Raw genomic sequence first — 14957 nt, 5'->3', positions numbered from 1 at the left:
TCCCCCTGCGGACCGGCCCGGACGTCTTCTCAGGCGGCCGGCACGGTGGGCCGGAACCGGGTCCGCCGCCGGTACGCGTACACCGCGAACAGCGCGAGCAGCAGGCCGGACGTGACCAGGCCGCCGGTCAGGACCTCGTCGGACCGGTCGGCGGCGACGCTGACCGTCGCCGGAGCCGCCCCGAAGGTGACCGTTCCGGTGACGGAGCGGCGGGTCCAGCCGCTGGCGAGGTCGAGCTTCGCCGACCACGGCCCGTCGGGGAGGCGCCGGTCCAGGACCACGCGGACCGTGGCGCTGCCGCCCAGGGGCAGGGTCTTCGCCTCGGCCTTCACCGGGCCGGCCGACAGCCCGCCCGGCCCGTCCGTGAGCCACAGGTCGCCGGCCAGGTCGAGCGCCCGTCTGCCGGTGTTGCGCACCTCGGCGGTGACCACCGGGGTGCCGTCCGCCTCCCGACTGCCGGTGAGCGGACCCACCTCGAAGCCGGAGGGCGGCTCCCCGCCGGGGCCGACGGACAGGTAGACGCGGATGCCGGCCCGGCCGATCTGCCGCACATTGCGGTCGCCCGCACCGGAGACCTCCGCCCAGACCACCGCGTACCGCTCGCCGGCCTCGGCGTTGCGCGGCACGGTGATGGTGACCAGCGCCTCGATCTCCTGGTCGGGCGCGAGCGTCTTCTGGTCGGGCTCGACCCGGATCCAGCTGCTCAACTCGTTCTCGGTGCGGTCCGGGGCGAAGACGAAGCCCGTCGCCGTGACCTCCGCGGCGGCGGCGTAGAGGGCGATCGGCCGGTCGATGTCCGACGAGTTCTTCACGGCGACGCGGCGATTGATCGTGGTGCCCGGCTTCACGTGGTCGACGATGTACCTGTGCGCCCGGGTGTCGTCGCGCCGGTTGACGGGTGCATCGAGGAGCCGGATCCCGACCGACGCCGACGGGCCGCTGGGGCTCGGCGTGCCGGTGGGCTGTGGCGCCCCGGAGCGACCGGCGGTCGCCGGCACGTCGGCCTCCCGCGGCGCGGGCTCGGCCCCGGCCCGGATCAGCGAGGCTGCCGCAGCGGTTGGTGTGACCAAAGCCGGCGCCCCGGCCGTGACCAGGACGGTCACCGCCAGGGCGAGGGCGCGGGCCGGGTCATGCCACCGAATGGGTGATCACCCCCGAGTAGGTGCCGCCGACCGCGGTGTTCGGGACGGCGATCCGGATGTCCGGAGCCCAGGTGGCGGAGTTGTTGCCGCTGCCGGAGGTCTTGGCGAAGGCGGTCCGGGGGACGCTGAGGGTCACCGCGTCGGCCTGGCTGGGCTGGCCCGGGACGAAGATGCCGGTGCCGCTGGTGGCGAGTGCCGGGCCGGACCAGTACTCCACGAGGCCGGGCACGATCGTCTCCTCGGGAGTGCCGGAACCGGTGGTGAAGGAGCTGGCCGAGACCGTGGCGGTCCAGGTGGCGGTCAGGGCCGCCCGCTCGTCGGTGACCGTGACGTTGCCGAGTTCGCCGGTGATGCTGTTGCCGGCGAAGACCGAGCCGAGGTTCACGGCGGCGGGGACGGTGATGTTCAGGTCGGCGGTGGCGACCGTGAAGGTGACGATCGTGTCGCCGGACGGCGCGGCCGCGGCGGGGCTCGCCAGGGCCACCACGGCGGCCGCGGCGGCGGTCAGGGTCAGAAGTGGCTTCCTCATGAGCGTTACGCTAGGTCCCCGAAACTCTCATAACGGCATGATTCGGACAAATCACTCTTCAGGCGACAGAGTGGGTGATGGTTCCGCGATAGGTGCCGGCGACGATCCCGGCGGGGATCGCGATCCGGACCGTCGGCGACCAGCGCACCTGGTTGTTGCCGTTGCCGGAGGTCTTGCGGAACGCCTGCCGGGTCACGTCCAGCGTCACCGCCTGCGCCTGGGTGGGCTGGCCGGGCACCACGGTGCCGCCGCCGGTACTGCGGGTCGCCGGGCCGGACCAGTAGGAGATCCGGTCGCGGGTGATGGTGCGCTGCGGGCCACCGGCGCCGGTGACGAAGACGGTGGCGGAGACGGTGGCGACCCAGGTGTTGGGGTTGACCGGCCCGCGCGCGTCCCGCACCTCCACCACGCCGAGCGAGCCGGTGAGCGCCCCCCCGGCCAGGCCGGAACCGAGATCGACGGCGGCCGGGACGGTGATGTCCACGCCGACGGTGAGCGCGGACCGGACTGTTCGGGGCGCGGAAGCGGCCGCCACCGGCACTGCGGCGCCGAGGACCAGGATCGCGCCCGACAGGGCAGTCAGGAGACGCACAGTGGGACTATAGGTAACTTATGTCCGTTTTGTCGAGCCGGGCGCGGCGACAGTCACGTCGCGGCGAGCAGCACCGGTTCGGAGGTGAAGAAGTAGCGCTGATCGTCCGCCTCCGGGTCGACCGGTTCGCGGAGCCGCTCCACCGCCACGAAGCCGTCCACCGCGTACGCGGCCCCCGGCGCCCACGACGTTCCGTCCGATCCGGCGGTGAGCGTGAACCACGAGCGCTGCGACCCGGTGGCCGCGTCCAGCGTCCGCAAGCCGTTGGCGTCGGTCACCAGGTGCACCCGGTCCGGCTCGACGGCGAGCACCCGCGCCCCGCCGACGTCCCGCCGCCACCGCTCGGCACCCGTCCGCGCATCGCGGCCGACGAGGCTGCCGCCGACCGTCCCGATCGCGGTGTCACCGGCGAGCACACTGTCCGCCCGGTCCAGGGCGGGTGCGGCCGTCGGCTCGCCGTCGCCGAACAGCCACCCGCGGGCCGCGCCGTCGCCCGACCCGGCGTCCGTGCGCAGGCCGGCACAGCCGGACCGGCCCGTACGGCAGCCCAGCGGCGTGGCGACCAGCGCGTCCCCCGCGCCCGCCGGGCGCCACCGGCGGCCCACCGTGCCGGTGCCCGCGTCCCGGAACTCGACCGTCGCCGGTCCCTCGCACCGGTCGACACTCACGAGCCGGCCCCCCGCCGTGGTGCCGACCGCGTCGTGGCAGCCGGAACCGACCCCGGCGTCCCAGCGGCGCCGCCCGTCGGTCAGGTCGACGGCGGTCAACGCGTCACCACCGGCGGCCACCACCACCGACCCGCCACCGGGGACCGCGGCGACGAAGAGGCCCTCCGGGTTCCACACCCTCGCCGACCCGGTCCGCCGCACCGCCGGCATCCGCGCCGGAGCCGGCCCCTCCGCCCGCCAGGCGACCCGGCCGGTCCGCGCGTCCAGGGCCACGAGCAGGCCGTCCGACCAGCGGCTCACCACCGTGCTCCCGCTCGCCACCACCCCGGCCAGTTCGGCGGGCCAGCGGCGGTACGACCAGTACGGGGTGGTCCGGTAGCGGTGGTCGACCGGGCGGTCAGCGTAGACCTGGCGCTGTGCCGCGTACACCCGGAGCCGGCCGTCGACGACCAGCGGGGCCACCGGCAGCCGGGCGACCACCCGCGGGTCCGGGTTCGGGGCCTCCGGGTACACGTCCCGCGCCGGTGTGCTGACCTCGGCCGGGGCGAGCACCCGCCAGACGGTGGCCGCGACCGCGACGGCGACCAGCAGGACCGCCGCCACGAGGACGACCCGTCGCCGGCCCTTCGGGAACCCCATGCGCACCTCCGCCCGGCACCCTACCCAGCGCGACGCGCCCGGCAACTGTGAGGTTGCACGGGCCGGCCCGGGATCGCGGGCCCGCGTGGGAGATCCCGCGGCTCGGGGCTCAGGCGGCCTCGCTCGTGGCGCCGGTGGCGGCGGCGAGGTCGGCGAGGTCCCGGCGCAGGGCGCCCTCGACCGCCCGGGCGGCCAGCCCGCCGAGGAGAAGTGCCACGACCCGCCCGTAAGGCGCGGTGGGGACCGCCTCCTGCGTGACGGTGACCTGCGTGCACCCGCGACCACGCCGGCGGACCGGGCGCAACGTCCAGGTGACCCGGTAGTCGACCCCCGCACCGGGTGAGCTGAGCACCAGCCGTCGCGGCGGCTCCATGGCGATCACCACGAACTCCTCGATCAGGGCGGACCCGTCGGGTCGCGACCGGATCTCCCGCCAGGTGGTGCCGGGGCCGAACCCGCCCGCGGTCAGCACCTCGACGCCTCGGGTGGCCCGGGTGCGGACGGTCAGGTCGGTGAGCAGGCGCCAGACATCAACGGCGTGCGCCTCGATGGACCGGGTCACCGACACAGTCGACATGCCACCTCCCGTGGCGTCGACGGTACGCCGGGTGAACGCGGAACGGGGCCCCTCGGGTGGAATTTCCGTCCCGGGAGGCCCCTCGCGGCGCGCGGCTGTGGACGGTCAGGAGTGGAACTGTCCCGCCTGGATCGCCCGCACGAACGCCGTCCACCCCGGGGGACTCACCGCCAGCGTGGGGCCGGACCTGTCCTTCGAGTCGCGTACGGCCACCACGCCGAGCGCGTCGACGAGGTTGTCGGCCACCTCCACGCAGAGGCCCTGGTCGTTCGAGCGGCTACTGGTACGCCAGACCGCGCCCGCGAGATCGTTCATCCTCACCCTCCTGTCGTCGGACGCCAGCCGACAGCCGGGCCGGGACCGACGGGGGAGGATCGGGCCCGGCCCGGCGCGGCACAGCGACGGAATCCGGTCGATCAAACGCGGGAGGTGCGGGTGTCCATCGGACGATCTGTGCGACGACGCGTCCCATCGGCGGGACCCGACGGACGGGGCGTACGTCAGGATGATCGGGCGGGCGACGGTCGGCTGCGCCCGGTGTCCGGGTGTCGGAGCCGGGCCGGGCGGACGGGCCGGCCCGGCGCGCCGGGAGGGTGGCCGGGTCAGTGCGCCGGGAGGATGGTTCCGGTCACCTCGCCGAACGCGACGGTCGTACCGTCCGGGCCGGGCGCGGTGGCGGTGATGGTGACCGTGTCCCCGTCCTCCAGGAAGGTCCGGGTCTCCCCGCCGCCCACCTTCACCGGCTCCGTCCCGCCCCACGTCAGCTCCAGGAACGAACCGACCTGGTGCCGCTCGGGACCGGAGACCGTGCCGGAGGCGTACAGGTCGCCGGTGCGCAGCGACGCCCCGTTGACGGTCAGGTGGGCCAGTTGCTGGGCCGGGGTCCAGTACATCGTGGCGAACGGCGGCTCACTGACGCGCTCGCCGTTCCACTCGACGGTGAGGCTCAGGTCCAGGCCCAGGTGCGGCTCGTCGCGCAGGTAGTCGGCCACCGGCGGGTCCTGGTCCGGTGCCGGGACGAACGCGGCGCCGAGCGCCTCCAGCGGGGTCACCCAGGCCGAGACCGAGGTGGCGAAGGACTTGCCGAGGAACGGGCCGAGCGGCTGGTACTCCCAGGCCTGGATGTCCCGGGCGGACCAGTCGTTGACCAGTACCACGCCGAAGACGTGGTCGGCGAAGTCGCGGGCGGCGACCGGCCGGCCCAGCGGGCTCGGCACGCCGACCACGAAGCCGACCTCCGCCTCGATGTCGAGGCGGACCGAAGGACCGGTGACGGGGCCCTGCGGGGTGGCGCGCTGACCCTGCGGCCGCACCACCGGCGTGCCGGAGACGACGACCGTGCCGGCCCGGCCGTGGTACCCGATCGGCAGGTGCTTCCAGTTCGGCAGCAGCGGCGGCTGGCCGGGCCGGAAGATCTGGCCCACGTTCGCGGCGTGGTGCTCGGACGAGTAGAAGTCGACGTAGTCCGCCACCTCGAACGGCAGCAGCAGCTCGACCTCGGCCAGCGGGACCAGCAGCGGCTCGACCGCCGCCCGGTGGGCCGGGTCGGTCAGCAGGTCGGTGATCCGCTGCCGGACCGCCGTCCACTGGGGACGGCCGAGCGCCAGGAACTCGTTCAGGCGGGGGCGGCCCAGCGCCCCGGCGGCGAGCACCAGGCCGGCCGCCTCCGCGCCGCCGAGGTCCAGCACGAGTTCCCCGATGCGTACGCCCACCCGCGGCTCGCGGTCGGCCGTGCGGAACACCCCGTACGGCAGGTTGTGCACCCCGTACGGGGAACCCTCGACACCCGTCACCCAACTCATGCCGGCCCTCCGCTTCGCTCCGTGCCGTCATGAGGCACCACGGCCCTGCACTGATGATTCGCTCGCTGACGCTCGCTCATGCTTGAACGCCCCCGTTCACCAGCCCCAGCCGGATCAGATCGGTCAGTGGTTCCAGGATGCTGCACGAGCCGTACCCGACCCACAGCGGACGCGCCGCGTGCAGGGCGCCTTCGATCGGCTGGAGCAGCGGCCGGGGGTCGGTCGCCGCGAGCAGCTCGGCGACCCGCTCCACCCCGGCGCCCCCGGCGGCGGCGAGCGTGGCGGCCAGCACGTTGGCGAAGCCGTGGTGGGTGAAGCCGGTCTCCGGCTCCAGGTGCCGCACCGCGTGGTGCAGGCCGGCGGTGAGCTTGAACGGCAGCTCCCGGTCCCGGCACGCGCAGATCACGGCGGCCAGTTCGGCGGGCGTCGGGAAGAGCTCGGCGGCGAGGCCGCCGGTGCGGAACTTCGCCGCCACCGGTGCGCCGGCGGCACGGGCGTCGACGAGCGCGTCCAGGGCGCCCATCAGCCCGAACGTCAGCGGGATCTCGGCGTAGACGGCGGTGACCTCGCACCGGTCGGCCAGCTTCAGCAACTCGGTCAGACCGGGCAACGGGTCCTCGCCCCGCTTGGCCACGGCGACCTCGATCTGGCGGGCGGTGACGCCGGGCGGCAGCGCCGCCAGCGTCGCGGGCAGGCCGTCCAGCCCGGTGTCGCCGATCAGCCCGACGACCAGATCCTCCGCCGGGTCGACCAGCGGGTGCAGCTCGCGCCCGGTCACCGCGGAGGCGGGCACGAGCAACGGGCCGACCAGGTCGGTGTACCAGGAGGTGCGGTGGCGCCGGTGCGCGGTGACGGCCTCGGGCAGCGGGGCGCTGCCGGGCGGGAACACCGCGGCGTCGTCGACGAGGCCGGCCAGGAGCCGGGGCAGCTGCGTTGACACGAGACAACAATGTACGGGACGCTACAAGAAGCGGACAACAGCGTCCGATAATCGGACGCCCATCGGCCCCGGGAGGCGAGATGCCGTACTACCGCCGCGTCGGCGACGTGCCGCGCAAGCGCCACACCCAGTTCCGTCAGCCCGACGGGAGCCTCTACGCGGAGGAGCTGATGGGCCAGGAGGGCTTCTCCTCCGACTCGTCCCTGCTCTACCACCGGCACGCGCCGACCGCGATCGTCGCCGCCGAGGAGTTCACCCCGCCGGCGTTCACCCGCACGCCGAACCTCCCGCTGAAGCCCCGCCACCTGCGCACCCACAAGCTCGACGCCACCGGTGCCGACCCGGTCCTCGGCCGGCAGTACCTGCTCGCCAACGACGACGTGCGGATCGCGTACGTGCTGACCGACCGGCCGTCCCCGCTGTTCCGCGACGCCACCGGCGACCACTGCCTGTACGTCGAGTCCGGCACGCTGCGCGTCGAGTCGACGTTCGGCGTGCTCGACGCGGCCGCCGGCGACTACGTGATCATCCCGACGTCGACCATCCACCGGCTCGTCCCGACCGGTTCGGAGCCGACCCGGCTGCTCACCATCGAGGCGGCCGGCCACATCGGCCCCCCGAAGCGCTACCTGTCCGTACGCGGCCAGTTCCTGGAGCACTCGCCGTACTGCGAGCGGGACGTCCGCGGACCGGACGCGCCGCTGCTGGTCGACGGCACCGACGTGGAGGTGCTGGTCCGCCACCGTCGGGGATGGACCCGGTACGTCTACGCGAACCACCCGTTCGACGTGGTCGGCTGGGACGGGCACATGTACCCGTGGGCGTTCTCGATCCACGACTTCGAGCCGATCACCGGCCGGATCCACCAGCCGCCGCCGGTGCACCAGACCTTCCAGGGGCCCAACTTCGTGATCTGCTCGTTCGTGCCGCGCAAGGTCGACTACCACCCCGACGCGATTCCGGTGCCCTACAACCACCACAACGTCGACTCCGACGAGATGCTCTTCTACACCGGGGGCAACTACGAGGCGCGGCGCGGCTCCGGCATCGAGCAGGGCTCGATCTCGCTGCACCCGTCCGGCTTCACGCACGGGCCGCAGCCCGGCGCCGCCGAACGCTCGATCGGCGTGGACTTCTTCGACGAGCTGGCCGTCATGGTCGACACGTTCCGCCCGCTCGACCTGTGCGACGCGGCCACCACCTGCGAGGACGGCGCCTACGCCTGGACCTGGGCCCGCCGGGGGTAGCGGCGCTCTGGTTGTGGCTCAGCTGCGCAGCGCTCGTCGACGGGATGCAGCTCGACGTCGGGTCACCTGGTGACGGGACGGGCGAGGACCGTGAGCTCCGCTACGGTTGCCACGGCGATCGCCAGGACCAGCGGCCACGGCGTGCCCACCAGCGCGTAGAGCAGGATCAGCACCGGCGCGGCGGCGGCCGCGTACACGGCCAGGGCCAGGGTGCGGTCGGAGCGCAGCAGGCCGGGCAGGATGGTCCGGGCCAGGCCGGGCAGCTTCGCCGCGTACCGCCAGACCAGCAGCGCCCCGCCGAGCGCCGCGAACACCGCCGCGACGCGCGACGTCCCGTCGCTGCCCACCGCGAGGCAGGCGAGCAGCACGGCCGCGATCATCGACCAGCCGGCGCCGAAGACGACGAGCTGGCGCAGGCCGACGGAGATCGTCCGGCCCGAGTCGATCCGGCCCGGGCTGATCGCGGCGGCCTCCGCGAGGTGTTCCAGCGCCTCGCTCCAGCGACGCTGCTCCAGCCGCAGCACGCCGATGTCGTGCCGCGCCTCGGCGAGCTGAGGGTCGAGCCGCAGCGCCTCGGCGTACGCCCGCTCGGCCAGGTCGTACATCTGCATGTTGGCGGCGACCAGGCCGAGGACGAGGTGGGCCTCCGGTTCCTCGGGGGCCAGCTCCACCCCTCGCCAGGCCGCGTTCAGCGCCGGCTGGCCGTTGCGGGAGCCGGCCAGGATGGCGGCCGCGCTGCGCTGGGCGTACGCGTCGTCCGGGCCGAGCGCGAGGATCCGGTCGGCGGTCCGGGCCGCCTCCGCGTACTCCTCCAGGTCGGCGAGCGCCATCGCCCGGGCGACCAGGGCGGGCACCCAGTCGGGGGCCGCGGCGACGGCACCGTCGGCGGCGGTACGCGCGTCGACGGGCCGACCGGCGGCGAGGTGCACCCGGGACAGGGCGGTCAGCACCGCGGCGTTGGCGGGTTCGAGGGCGACCGCGTAGCCCAGCTCGGCGGCAGCCTCGTCGTACCGGCCCAGCTCGGCGAGGAGCTGGGCCCGCTGGAGGTAGCCGTCGGCGGCGGAACGGTCGGAGGTGTCGCTGGACATCGCGGCGAGCCTAGGCGGCCGGAGCCTCGTACACCAGGGCCACCGCGATGCCGGTCAGGCCCTCGCCGCGGCCGGGGAAGCCGAGCCCGTCGGTGGTGGCGGCGGAGACGCTGACCGGCGCGCCCACCGCCTCCGACAGCACCCGCTGCGCCTCGTCCCGGCGCGGTCCGATCTTCGGACGGTTCCCGATCACCTGCACCGAGACGTTCCCGATCGCGAACCCGGCCGACCGCACCCGGCGGGCGCTCTCGGTGAGCAGTGCCACGCCGGAGGCGCCCGCCCACTCGGGCTGCCCGACCCCGAAGTTCGAGCCGAGGTCGCCGAGGCCGGCGGCGGAGAGCAGCGCGTTGCACGCGGCGTGCGCGACCACGTCGGCGTCCGAGTGCCCGGCCAGGCCGTCCTGGTCGGGCCAGTGCAGGCCGGCCACCCAGCAGGGCCGGCCGGCCTCGAAGGCGTGCACGTCCGTGCCGATGGCCACCCGCGGAACGATCATGACCCCGAGGGTACGCGGGGTCTCGCCGACATCGACGTCACGCCCCGGTGGCCAGCAGGTGCTCGGCCAGGGCCAGGTCGAACGGGCGGGTGATCTTCAGCGCGTACTCCGAGCCGGGGACGCACACCACCGGGACGCCCAGCTTCTCGACCAGGCCCGCGTCGTCGGTCAGCGGGTCGGTGGCGGCGGCGTGCGCGGTGGCCAGCACCGCCCGGCGGAACCCCTGTGGGGTCTGCACCGCACGCAGGGCGGCGCGGTCGACCGTGCCGAGGACCAGTTCACCGGCCCCGACCTCCTTGATCGTGTCGACGACCGGCAGCACGGGAATGACCGCGTCGTGACCGGCCCGGACCGCCGCCGCGACCGACTCCACCAGGTCGGGCGGGGTCAGCGCGCGGGCGGCGTCGTGCACCAGGACGATCTCCGGCCCGGCGGGCACCGCGGCGAGCGCGGCGGCGACCGACGCCTGCCGTTCGGCACCCCCGGGGACCACGGTCACCGGTGCCACCGGGGCCAGGAGCTCGCGGACCACGTCGAGCTCGCCGGCCGGTGCCGCCACCACCACCGTGTGCACGGAGGCCGCGGCGGCCAGCCGGCGGACCGCGTGCACCAGCAGGGGCTCGCCACCCAGCAGGCGCAGTGCCTTCGGCCGGCCCGGGCCCAGGCGTACCCCGGCACCGGCCGCAGGCACGAGGACCGCGACGTCACCGCGCGGATTGAGCTGCGCGGTCACGTCGCGGTCCTCGGTGGTTTCTTCGCTGCGGATCGGGTAGGACGATGGGGTGCGGATCAGGCCTCGGTCAGCACCTTGTCGAGCAGCGTCTCGGCCTCGTCCTTGGTGCTCTTCTCGGCCAGCGCGACCTCGCCGACGAGGATGTCGCGGGCCTTGGCGAGCATGCGCTTCTCGCCCGCGGACAGCCCCCGCTCCCGCTCCCGGCGCCACAGGTCGCGGACGACCTCGGCCACCTTCAGCGGGTTACCGGAGGCCAGCTTCTCCAGATTCGCCTTGTAACGCCGCGACCAGTTGGTCGGCTCCTCGGTGTGCGGAGCCCGGAGAACGTCGAAGACCTTTCCGAGGCCCTCTTCGCCGACCACCTCGCGCACACCCACGATCTCGGCGTTCTCAGCGGGCACCCGGACCGTGAGGTCACCCTGCGCGACCCTCAGGACGAGGTACTGCTTCTCCTCGCCCTTGATGACCCGAGTCTCGATTGCCTCGATGAGTGCGGCCCCGTGGTGGGGGTAAACAACGGTCTCGCCGACACTGAAAACCATAGGTTCGAAACCCCTTTCGCTGTGTCTAGGGTAACACGCTCAGACACCGATGTCTCACCGCTGTCCTGACCGTTGGCGCAGCTCAGGGGCCCTGTGAGAGGTATTTCTTCAGCTTGACAGGCCGCCAGACCGAAGAATCGAACACACTCCGTGACGACCATGTGACGTCCCGGTACGGGTGACGGAAACCCGGGATCAAGGGCGATGCGCTCACCCTCATGATATCCCGCTGCGCGGGTACGCGCCCAGGTGTAGCGGCATGAGGCCCGGTGGGGGACGCTGGAGAGGAGCCCGCCGCAGGCTCACCGAGACAACTCCAGGGGGTCCGATGGGCAAGCCCGACGCAGACGGCCCCGGACTGCCCGACCTGCCGCCGGAGTGGGGCCGGGTGGTCGTACCGGACGACGCCTCGGCACTGGCCGCCGAGGCGGAGGAGGTCCGCCGGGAGCTGCGCCGGCAGGCGCAGGGCCACGCGCGCCGGCCGGTACCGCCGCTCGCGGTGCCCCTGCTCGTGCTCCTGGTGGCCGTGTTCACCACGGTGGCCGGTCTGGTCGCCGTCACCTGGCCCCGCTCCCCCCGCGCGACGCCGTCGGTGTCGGCACCGGCCCCGTACGGGCCGCCCGCCGGGCTGACCGGGCGTCCGCTGCCCGCGCTCGACCTGGTCGACGACGGGCGGCCGGTGCCGCTGCGCGGGCTGCTGCCCGCGGTCATCGTCCTGGTCGACGGGTGCGCCTGCGGCCACGAGATGGCCGGCGCCGCCTCCGTCGCGCCACCCGGGGTCACCGTGGTCACCGTAGACGCCGACCCGGCCGTCCGGGTCCCTTCTCCGCCCACCGGCACGACGGTCCGCACGCTCGCCGACCCGGCCGGCGGGCTCCGCGCCTTCCTGCACCTGCCGGCCCGCACCGGGGTGGCCACCGCGCTGCTGGTGGACCGCTCGGGGACCCTGGTCAAGGTGGTCCCCGAGGTCCGGTCGACCGAGGACTACCAGCCCGAACTGGCCGGCCTGGCCCGCTGATCCCGAGGACTGCCAGCCGGAGCGGCCGGCCCGGCCCGCTGGCCCTCAGGAGAGCGCGACCAGCTGCGCCTCCACCCGCACCGGCTGCTCGTTGACCGTCGAGAGGGAGATCTGCACCGGACCGCCCACCCCGGTCACCTCCGTCGCGGTGGTGACCGGGCCGCCGCAGCCGCTGGTCAGCGGCCCGGCGTAGCGCGCGCCGTCGATGACGATCAGCAGCTCCCCGGGGCCGGTGCAGCGGAACTGCAACAGGTACCGGTCGCCGTCCCGGGCGTACGACCGACGGATCAGGCCGTTGTCCGGGGTGATCGTGGCGCGACCGCGCCAGACGACGTCGGCGGACGGCAGCGGGTCGTCGACGCGCTCGACCACGGTGCCGGGCGTCGGACGGGGCCACCCCGGCGGGGCCAGCCGGCCGGTTGCCGGGTCGGCGACCGGCAGGGGGATCCCGGTACGCGGGTCGAGGATCACCGAGCGGCCGGGCGGCCCGGCGGCCGTCCGGGAGCCGTCGCCGGCGGCCGTCGCGGCGAGCGCCGGAGCACGTGCCGTCCACCAGGCGCCGCCGGCCGCCAGCAGCGCCAGCGCCGCCACCGCGAGAACGGCGCCCCGCAGCCGGTACCCGGGATCCGCACGCGTCGCCCGCGACCGGGCCGCCGCACCGGCGTCCATGCGCCGAGCGTAGCGACCGTCGGTCCTAGACGTGCTGTTCGAGGAGCGCCGCGTACAGGGTGAGGCCCGGGCCGAACGCCAGCATCACCACCCGCCGGGGCGGTACGGCGGCCTGGCGCAACCGGTCCAGGATCAGCAGCACCGTGGGCGAGGAGCAGTTGCCGTGCGTGTCCAGCGTGGCCCGGGAGGCGACCATCGCGTCCGGCGACAGGGCGAGTTCCCGCTCCACCACGTTGAGGATGCGCGGGCCGCCCGGGTGGACCGCCCAGCCGTCCACCCCGGACCGGGCCGTGCCGTGCCGGGCGAGCAGGTCGTCGACCAGCCCACGGACGTGCGCGGACAGCACCTGCGGCACCTTCGGCGACAGGCCCATCCGGAATCCGGTGTCGGTGACGTCCCACGTCATGTGGTCGGCCGTCGACGTGTCGGTGACCGACGTGACCTCGCGCAGCGCGTACCCCGGGCCGCCCGGCACGACCACGACGGCGACGGCGGCGTCCGAGAAGAGCGCGTGCGAGACGATCTGCTGGGTGTCCACCCGGGCCGTGGAGGGCTGGATGTGCAGGCTGGTCAGCTCGGCGCAGAGCAGAAGCGCGGGCCGGCCCCGGGCGGTCACGAAGTCGCTCGCCGCGCCGAGCCCGGGCAGCGCGGCGTAGCAGCCCATGTGACCGACGAACATCCGCTGGGTGCCGGGGGCCATGCCCAGGTCCCGGGCGAGCAGGATGTCCAGCCCGGGGGTGGCGTACCCGGTGCAGGAACAGACCACGAAGAGCCCGACGTCGTGGGCGGCCAGCCCGGCGGCGGTCAGCGCCCGACCCACCGCCTCCTTGCCGAGCGGCAGAGCCTCCACCTGGTAGCGGCGCATGCGCCGCTCGGTCGGCCAGTCGGAGACGTCCTCCAGCAGCGGGTTGACCGCGGCCTGCCGCCGGCTGACGCCCGAGTTCGCGAAGATGCGCTGGGCGAGCGCCCGGGTGGTGCCGGAGAAGTGCTTCGAGAAGAAGCCGTCCCACAGCTCGGCCTGGTCGGCCGACGGCGGGTGTGCCGTACCGATACCCGCGATCACTGGCACGGCCACGATGCCCACCTCTCGTCGTGATTTCCCTGCACGTTCACCAACGAGGGGCCGACCCGTCACGGTCCGGGTCGCCGCCCAGCGCCGCGATGCCGAGCCAGTCCGCGCAGACGTCGGACGTCGCGGGATGCAGCGAGCCGCAGCGCGCGTCCCGGTACAGCCGCTCCAGCGGATGCCCCCGGCGGGTGGCCGACGTCCCGGCCGCCTCCAGCACCGAGGCCGCCACGTCGGCGGCCGTGGTGCCGGCCAGCAGCTTGGCCCGCCACACCCAGCGGTTGGTCTCCGCGTCGCCGGGTGCCTCGTCGACGCGGCGGGCCGCCTCGGCGACCACCAGGTCGGCCGCCGCGACCGCCGCGTCGGCCCGGCCCAGCCGGGCCCGGACCGCCGGCAGGCCGGCGAGGTTGCGGGCGTTCAGGTGTTCGGCGGCAGCGTCGACCGCCGCGCGGGCGACCCCCACGTACACAGCGGCGTAGCTCGCGACCAGCCAGTGCGGCATCAGCTGCGCGACGACCAGGGCCAGCCCCTCCACGCCGCCGAGCAACCGGTCGGCCGGGACCGTGACGTCCAGGTGCAGGTCGTGCGAGGAGGTGGCCCGCATACCGAGCGAATCCCACGTCTCCTCGACGGTCAGCCCGTCGCCGGCCGGCACCAGGAACTGGGAGACCACCGACGGGTCCGCGGCGCTGCGGGCCGCCACCAGGTAGCCGTCGGCGTGCCCGGCCCCCGAGCAGAACGTCTTGCCGCCCTTGATGCGCCAACCCCCGTCGGCCGGCTCGTAGACGGTGCTGAGCTGCGAGAGCCGGGCGCCCGCGCCGCGCTCGCTCATCGCGACCGCGTACCAGGCGCCCTCGGCCGCCGCGCGCAGCAGCCGGTCCCGCGCCGCCAGCGCCTCCTCGGGCACGCCGAGCGCCTCGGCCAGTTCCTCGGTGACCGCGCCCAGCGCGCCGGTGACCGAGGCGTGCATGTTGAACACCAGGGCGGTCGCGCCGTTGCCCCGTGCCAGTTCGGTGGCGACGGCCGCGTACTCGGCGAAGGTGGCGCCGAGGCCGCCCAGCTCGCGGGGGACCATCAGGCCGAACAGGCCCGCCCCCCGCAGGTCCCGGAAGTCGTCGACCGGGAACGAGCCGTCCCGGTCGTGCCCGGCCGCCCGGGCGGCGAACCGCGGCGCCAACCGTCGGGCCGCCTCCACAGCCTGCAGCGTCATGC

General features: G+C 74.6%; 17 protein-coding genes. 2 read left to right on the top strand and 15 right to left on the bottom strand.

Annotation, left to right across the window (positions count from 1 at the left end; translation table 11 throughout):
* Window positions 1-29: 29 nt before the first annotated feature.
* The 8 genes from GKC29_RS06500 to GKC29_RS06465 form a co-directional block, all read right to left on the bottom strand.
* The gene (locus tag GKC29_RS06500; protein WP_230688940.1) at window positions 30-998 is read right to left on the bottom strand and encodes a hypothetical protein; all 969 of its coding nucleotides are present in this window, start codon (window positions 996-998) and stop codon (window positions 30-32) included.
* 130 nt (window positions 999-1128) lie between these two features.
* Window positions 1129-1671 carry a hypothetical protein gene (locus tag GKC29_RS06495; protein ID WP_155329953.1) on the bottom strand — a complete coding sequence of 181 codons (543 nt, stop codon included), beginning with the start codon at window positions 1669-1671 and terminating at the stop codon, window positions 1129-1131.
* A gap of 58 nt (window positions 1672-1729) precedes the next feature.
* Window positions 1730-2263, bottom strand: a complete 534-nt coding sequence (locus GKC29_RS06490; protein WP_155329952.1) for a hypothetical protein — start codon at window positions 2261-2263, stop codon at window positions 1730-1732.
* Between the two features lie 53 nt (window positions 2264-2316).
* Window positions 2317-3570, bottom strand: a complete 1254-nt coding sequence (locus GKC29_RS06485; RefSeq protein ID WP_155329951.1) for a PQQ-binding-like beta-propeller repeat protein — start codon at window positions 3568-3570, stop codon at window positions 2317-2319.
* A gap of 109 nt (window positions 3571-3679) precedes the next feature.
* Window positions 3680-4147, bottom strand: coding sequence for an SRPBCC domain-containing protein (locus GKC29_RS06480; protein ID WP_155329950.1), 468 nt, complete (start codon window positions 4145-4147; stop codon window positions 3680-3682).
* A 105-nt stretch (window positions 4148-4252) separates the two neighbouring features.
* Window positions 4253-4462 (bottom strand): DUF397 domain-containing protein, encoded by a 210-nt coding sequence (locus GKC29_RS06475; protein WP_155329949.1) that lies wholly within the window; start codon window positions 4460-4462, stop codon window positions 4253-4255.
* A gap of 287 nt (window positions 4463-4749) precedes the next feature.
* Complete coding sequence (gene fahA, locus GKC29_RS06470; RefSeq protein ID WP_155329948.1) at window positions 4750-5949, bottom strand: fumarylacetoacetase; 1200 nt, start codon at window positions 5947-5949, stop codon at window positions 4750-4752.
* A gap of 76 nt (window positions 5950-6025) precedes the next feature.
* Window positions 6026-6889 carry a hypothetical protein gene (locus tag GKC29_RS06465; protein WP_155329947.1) on the bottom strand — a complete coding sequence of 288 codons (864 nt, stop codon included), beginning with the start codon at window positions 6887-6889 and terminating at the stop codon, window positions 6026-6028.
* A gap of 80 nt (window positions 6890-6969) precedes the next feature.
* On the opposite strand from GKC29_RS06465, the gene GKC29_RS06460 reads away from it, so the two are divergent.
* Window positions 6970-8136: a homogentisate 1,2-dioxygenase gene (locus GKC29_RS06460; protein ID WP_155329946.1), complete on the top strand. Its 1167-nt coding sequence runs from the start codon at window positions 6970-6972 to the stop codon at window positions 8134-8136.
* A 62-nt stretch (window positions 8137-8198) separates the two neighbouring features.
* Here GKC29_RS06460 and GKC29_RS06455 read toward each other — a convergent pair whose 3' ends face one another.
* From GKC29_RS06455 to GKC29_RS06440, 4 genes are read right to left on the bottom strand one after another with little or no spacing between them, the layout of a single operon-like run.
* The gene (locus tag GKC29_RS06455; protein WP_155329945.1) at window positions 8199-9224 is read right to left on the bottom strand and encodes a tetratricopeptide repeat protein; all 1026 of its coding nucleotides are present in this window, start codon (window positions 9222-9224) and stop codon (window positions 8199-8201) included.
* 10 nt (window positions 9225-9234) lie between these two features.
* Window positions 9235-9717, bottom strand: coding sequence for a 2-C-methyl-D-erythritol 2,4-cyclodiphosphate synthase (gene ispF / locus GKC29_RS06450; protein ID WP_155329944.1), 483 nt, complete (start codon window positions 9715-9717; stop codon window positions 9235-9237).
* Window positions 9718-9754: 37 nt separating this feature from the next.
* Entirely contained in the window at window positions 9755-10450 is a 696-nt protein-coding gene (ispD, locus tag GKC29_RS06445) for a 2-C-methyl-D-erythritol 4-phosphate cytidylyltransferase (protein ID WP_155329943.1), read from the bottom strand.
* A gap of 56 nt (window positions 10451-10506) precedes the next feature.
* On the bottom strand, window positions 10507-10992 hold the full coding sequence (locus tag GKC29_RS06440; protein WP_012015454.1) for a CarD family transcriptional regulator: 486 nt from the start codon (window positions 10990-10992) through the stop codon (window positions 10507-10509).
* A 328-nt stretch (window positions 10993-11320) separates the two neighbouring features.
* Here GKC29_RS06440 and GKC29_RS06435 point away from each other — a divergent pair, with 328 nt between their 5' ends.
* The gene (locus GKC29_RS06435; RefSeq protein ID WP_155329942.1) at window positions 11321-12010 is read left to right on the top strand and encodes a hypothetical protein; all 690 of its coding nucleotides are present in this window, start codon (window positions 11321-11323) and stop codon (window positions 12008-12010) included.
* 45 nt (window positions 12011-12055) lie between these two features.
* Here the strand turns inward: GKC29_RS06435 and GKC29_RS06430 are convergent, their stop codons facing one another.
* The 3 genes from GKC29_RS06430 to GKC29_RS06420 are packed head-to-tail and all read right to left on the bottom strand — an operon-like array spanning window position 12056 to window position 14955.
* Window positions 12056-12679: a hypothetical protein gene (locus GKC29_RS06430; RefSeq protein ID WP_155329941.1), complete on the bottom strand. Its 624-nt coding sequence runs from the start codon at window positions 12677-12679 to the stop codon at window positions 12056-12058.
* A gap of 25 nt (window positions 12680-12704) precedes the next feature.
* Window positions 12705-13763, bottom strand: coding sequence for a type III polyketide synthase (locus GKC29_RS06425; RefSeq protein ID WP_196255825.1), 1059 nt, complete (start codon window positions 13761-13763; stop codon window positions 12705-12707).
* A gap of 25 nt (window positions 13764-13788) precedes the next feature.
* Window positions 13789-14955, bottom strand: a complete 1167-nt coding sequence (locus GKC29_RS06420; protein ID WP_155329939.1) for an acyl-CoA dehydrogenase family protein — start codon at window positions 14953-14955, stop codon at window positions 13789-13791.
* Between the last annotated feature and the right edge of the window lie 2 nt (window positions 14956-14957).

Source organism: Micromonospora sp. WMMC415 (genome assembly GCF_009707425.1).
GTDB lineage: Bacteria > Actinomycetota > Actinomycetes > Mycobacteriales > Micromonosporaceae > Micromonospora.
The sequence above is the reverse complement of the archived record's forward strand: the minus strand, read 5'-3'. Positions and strand labels throughout refer to the sequence as shown.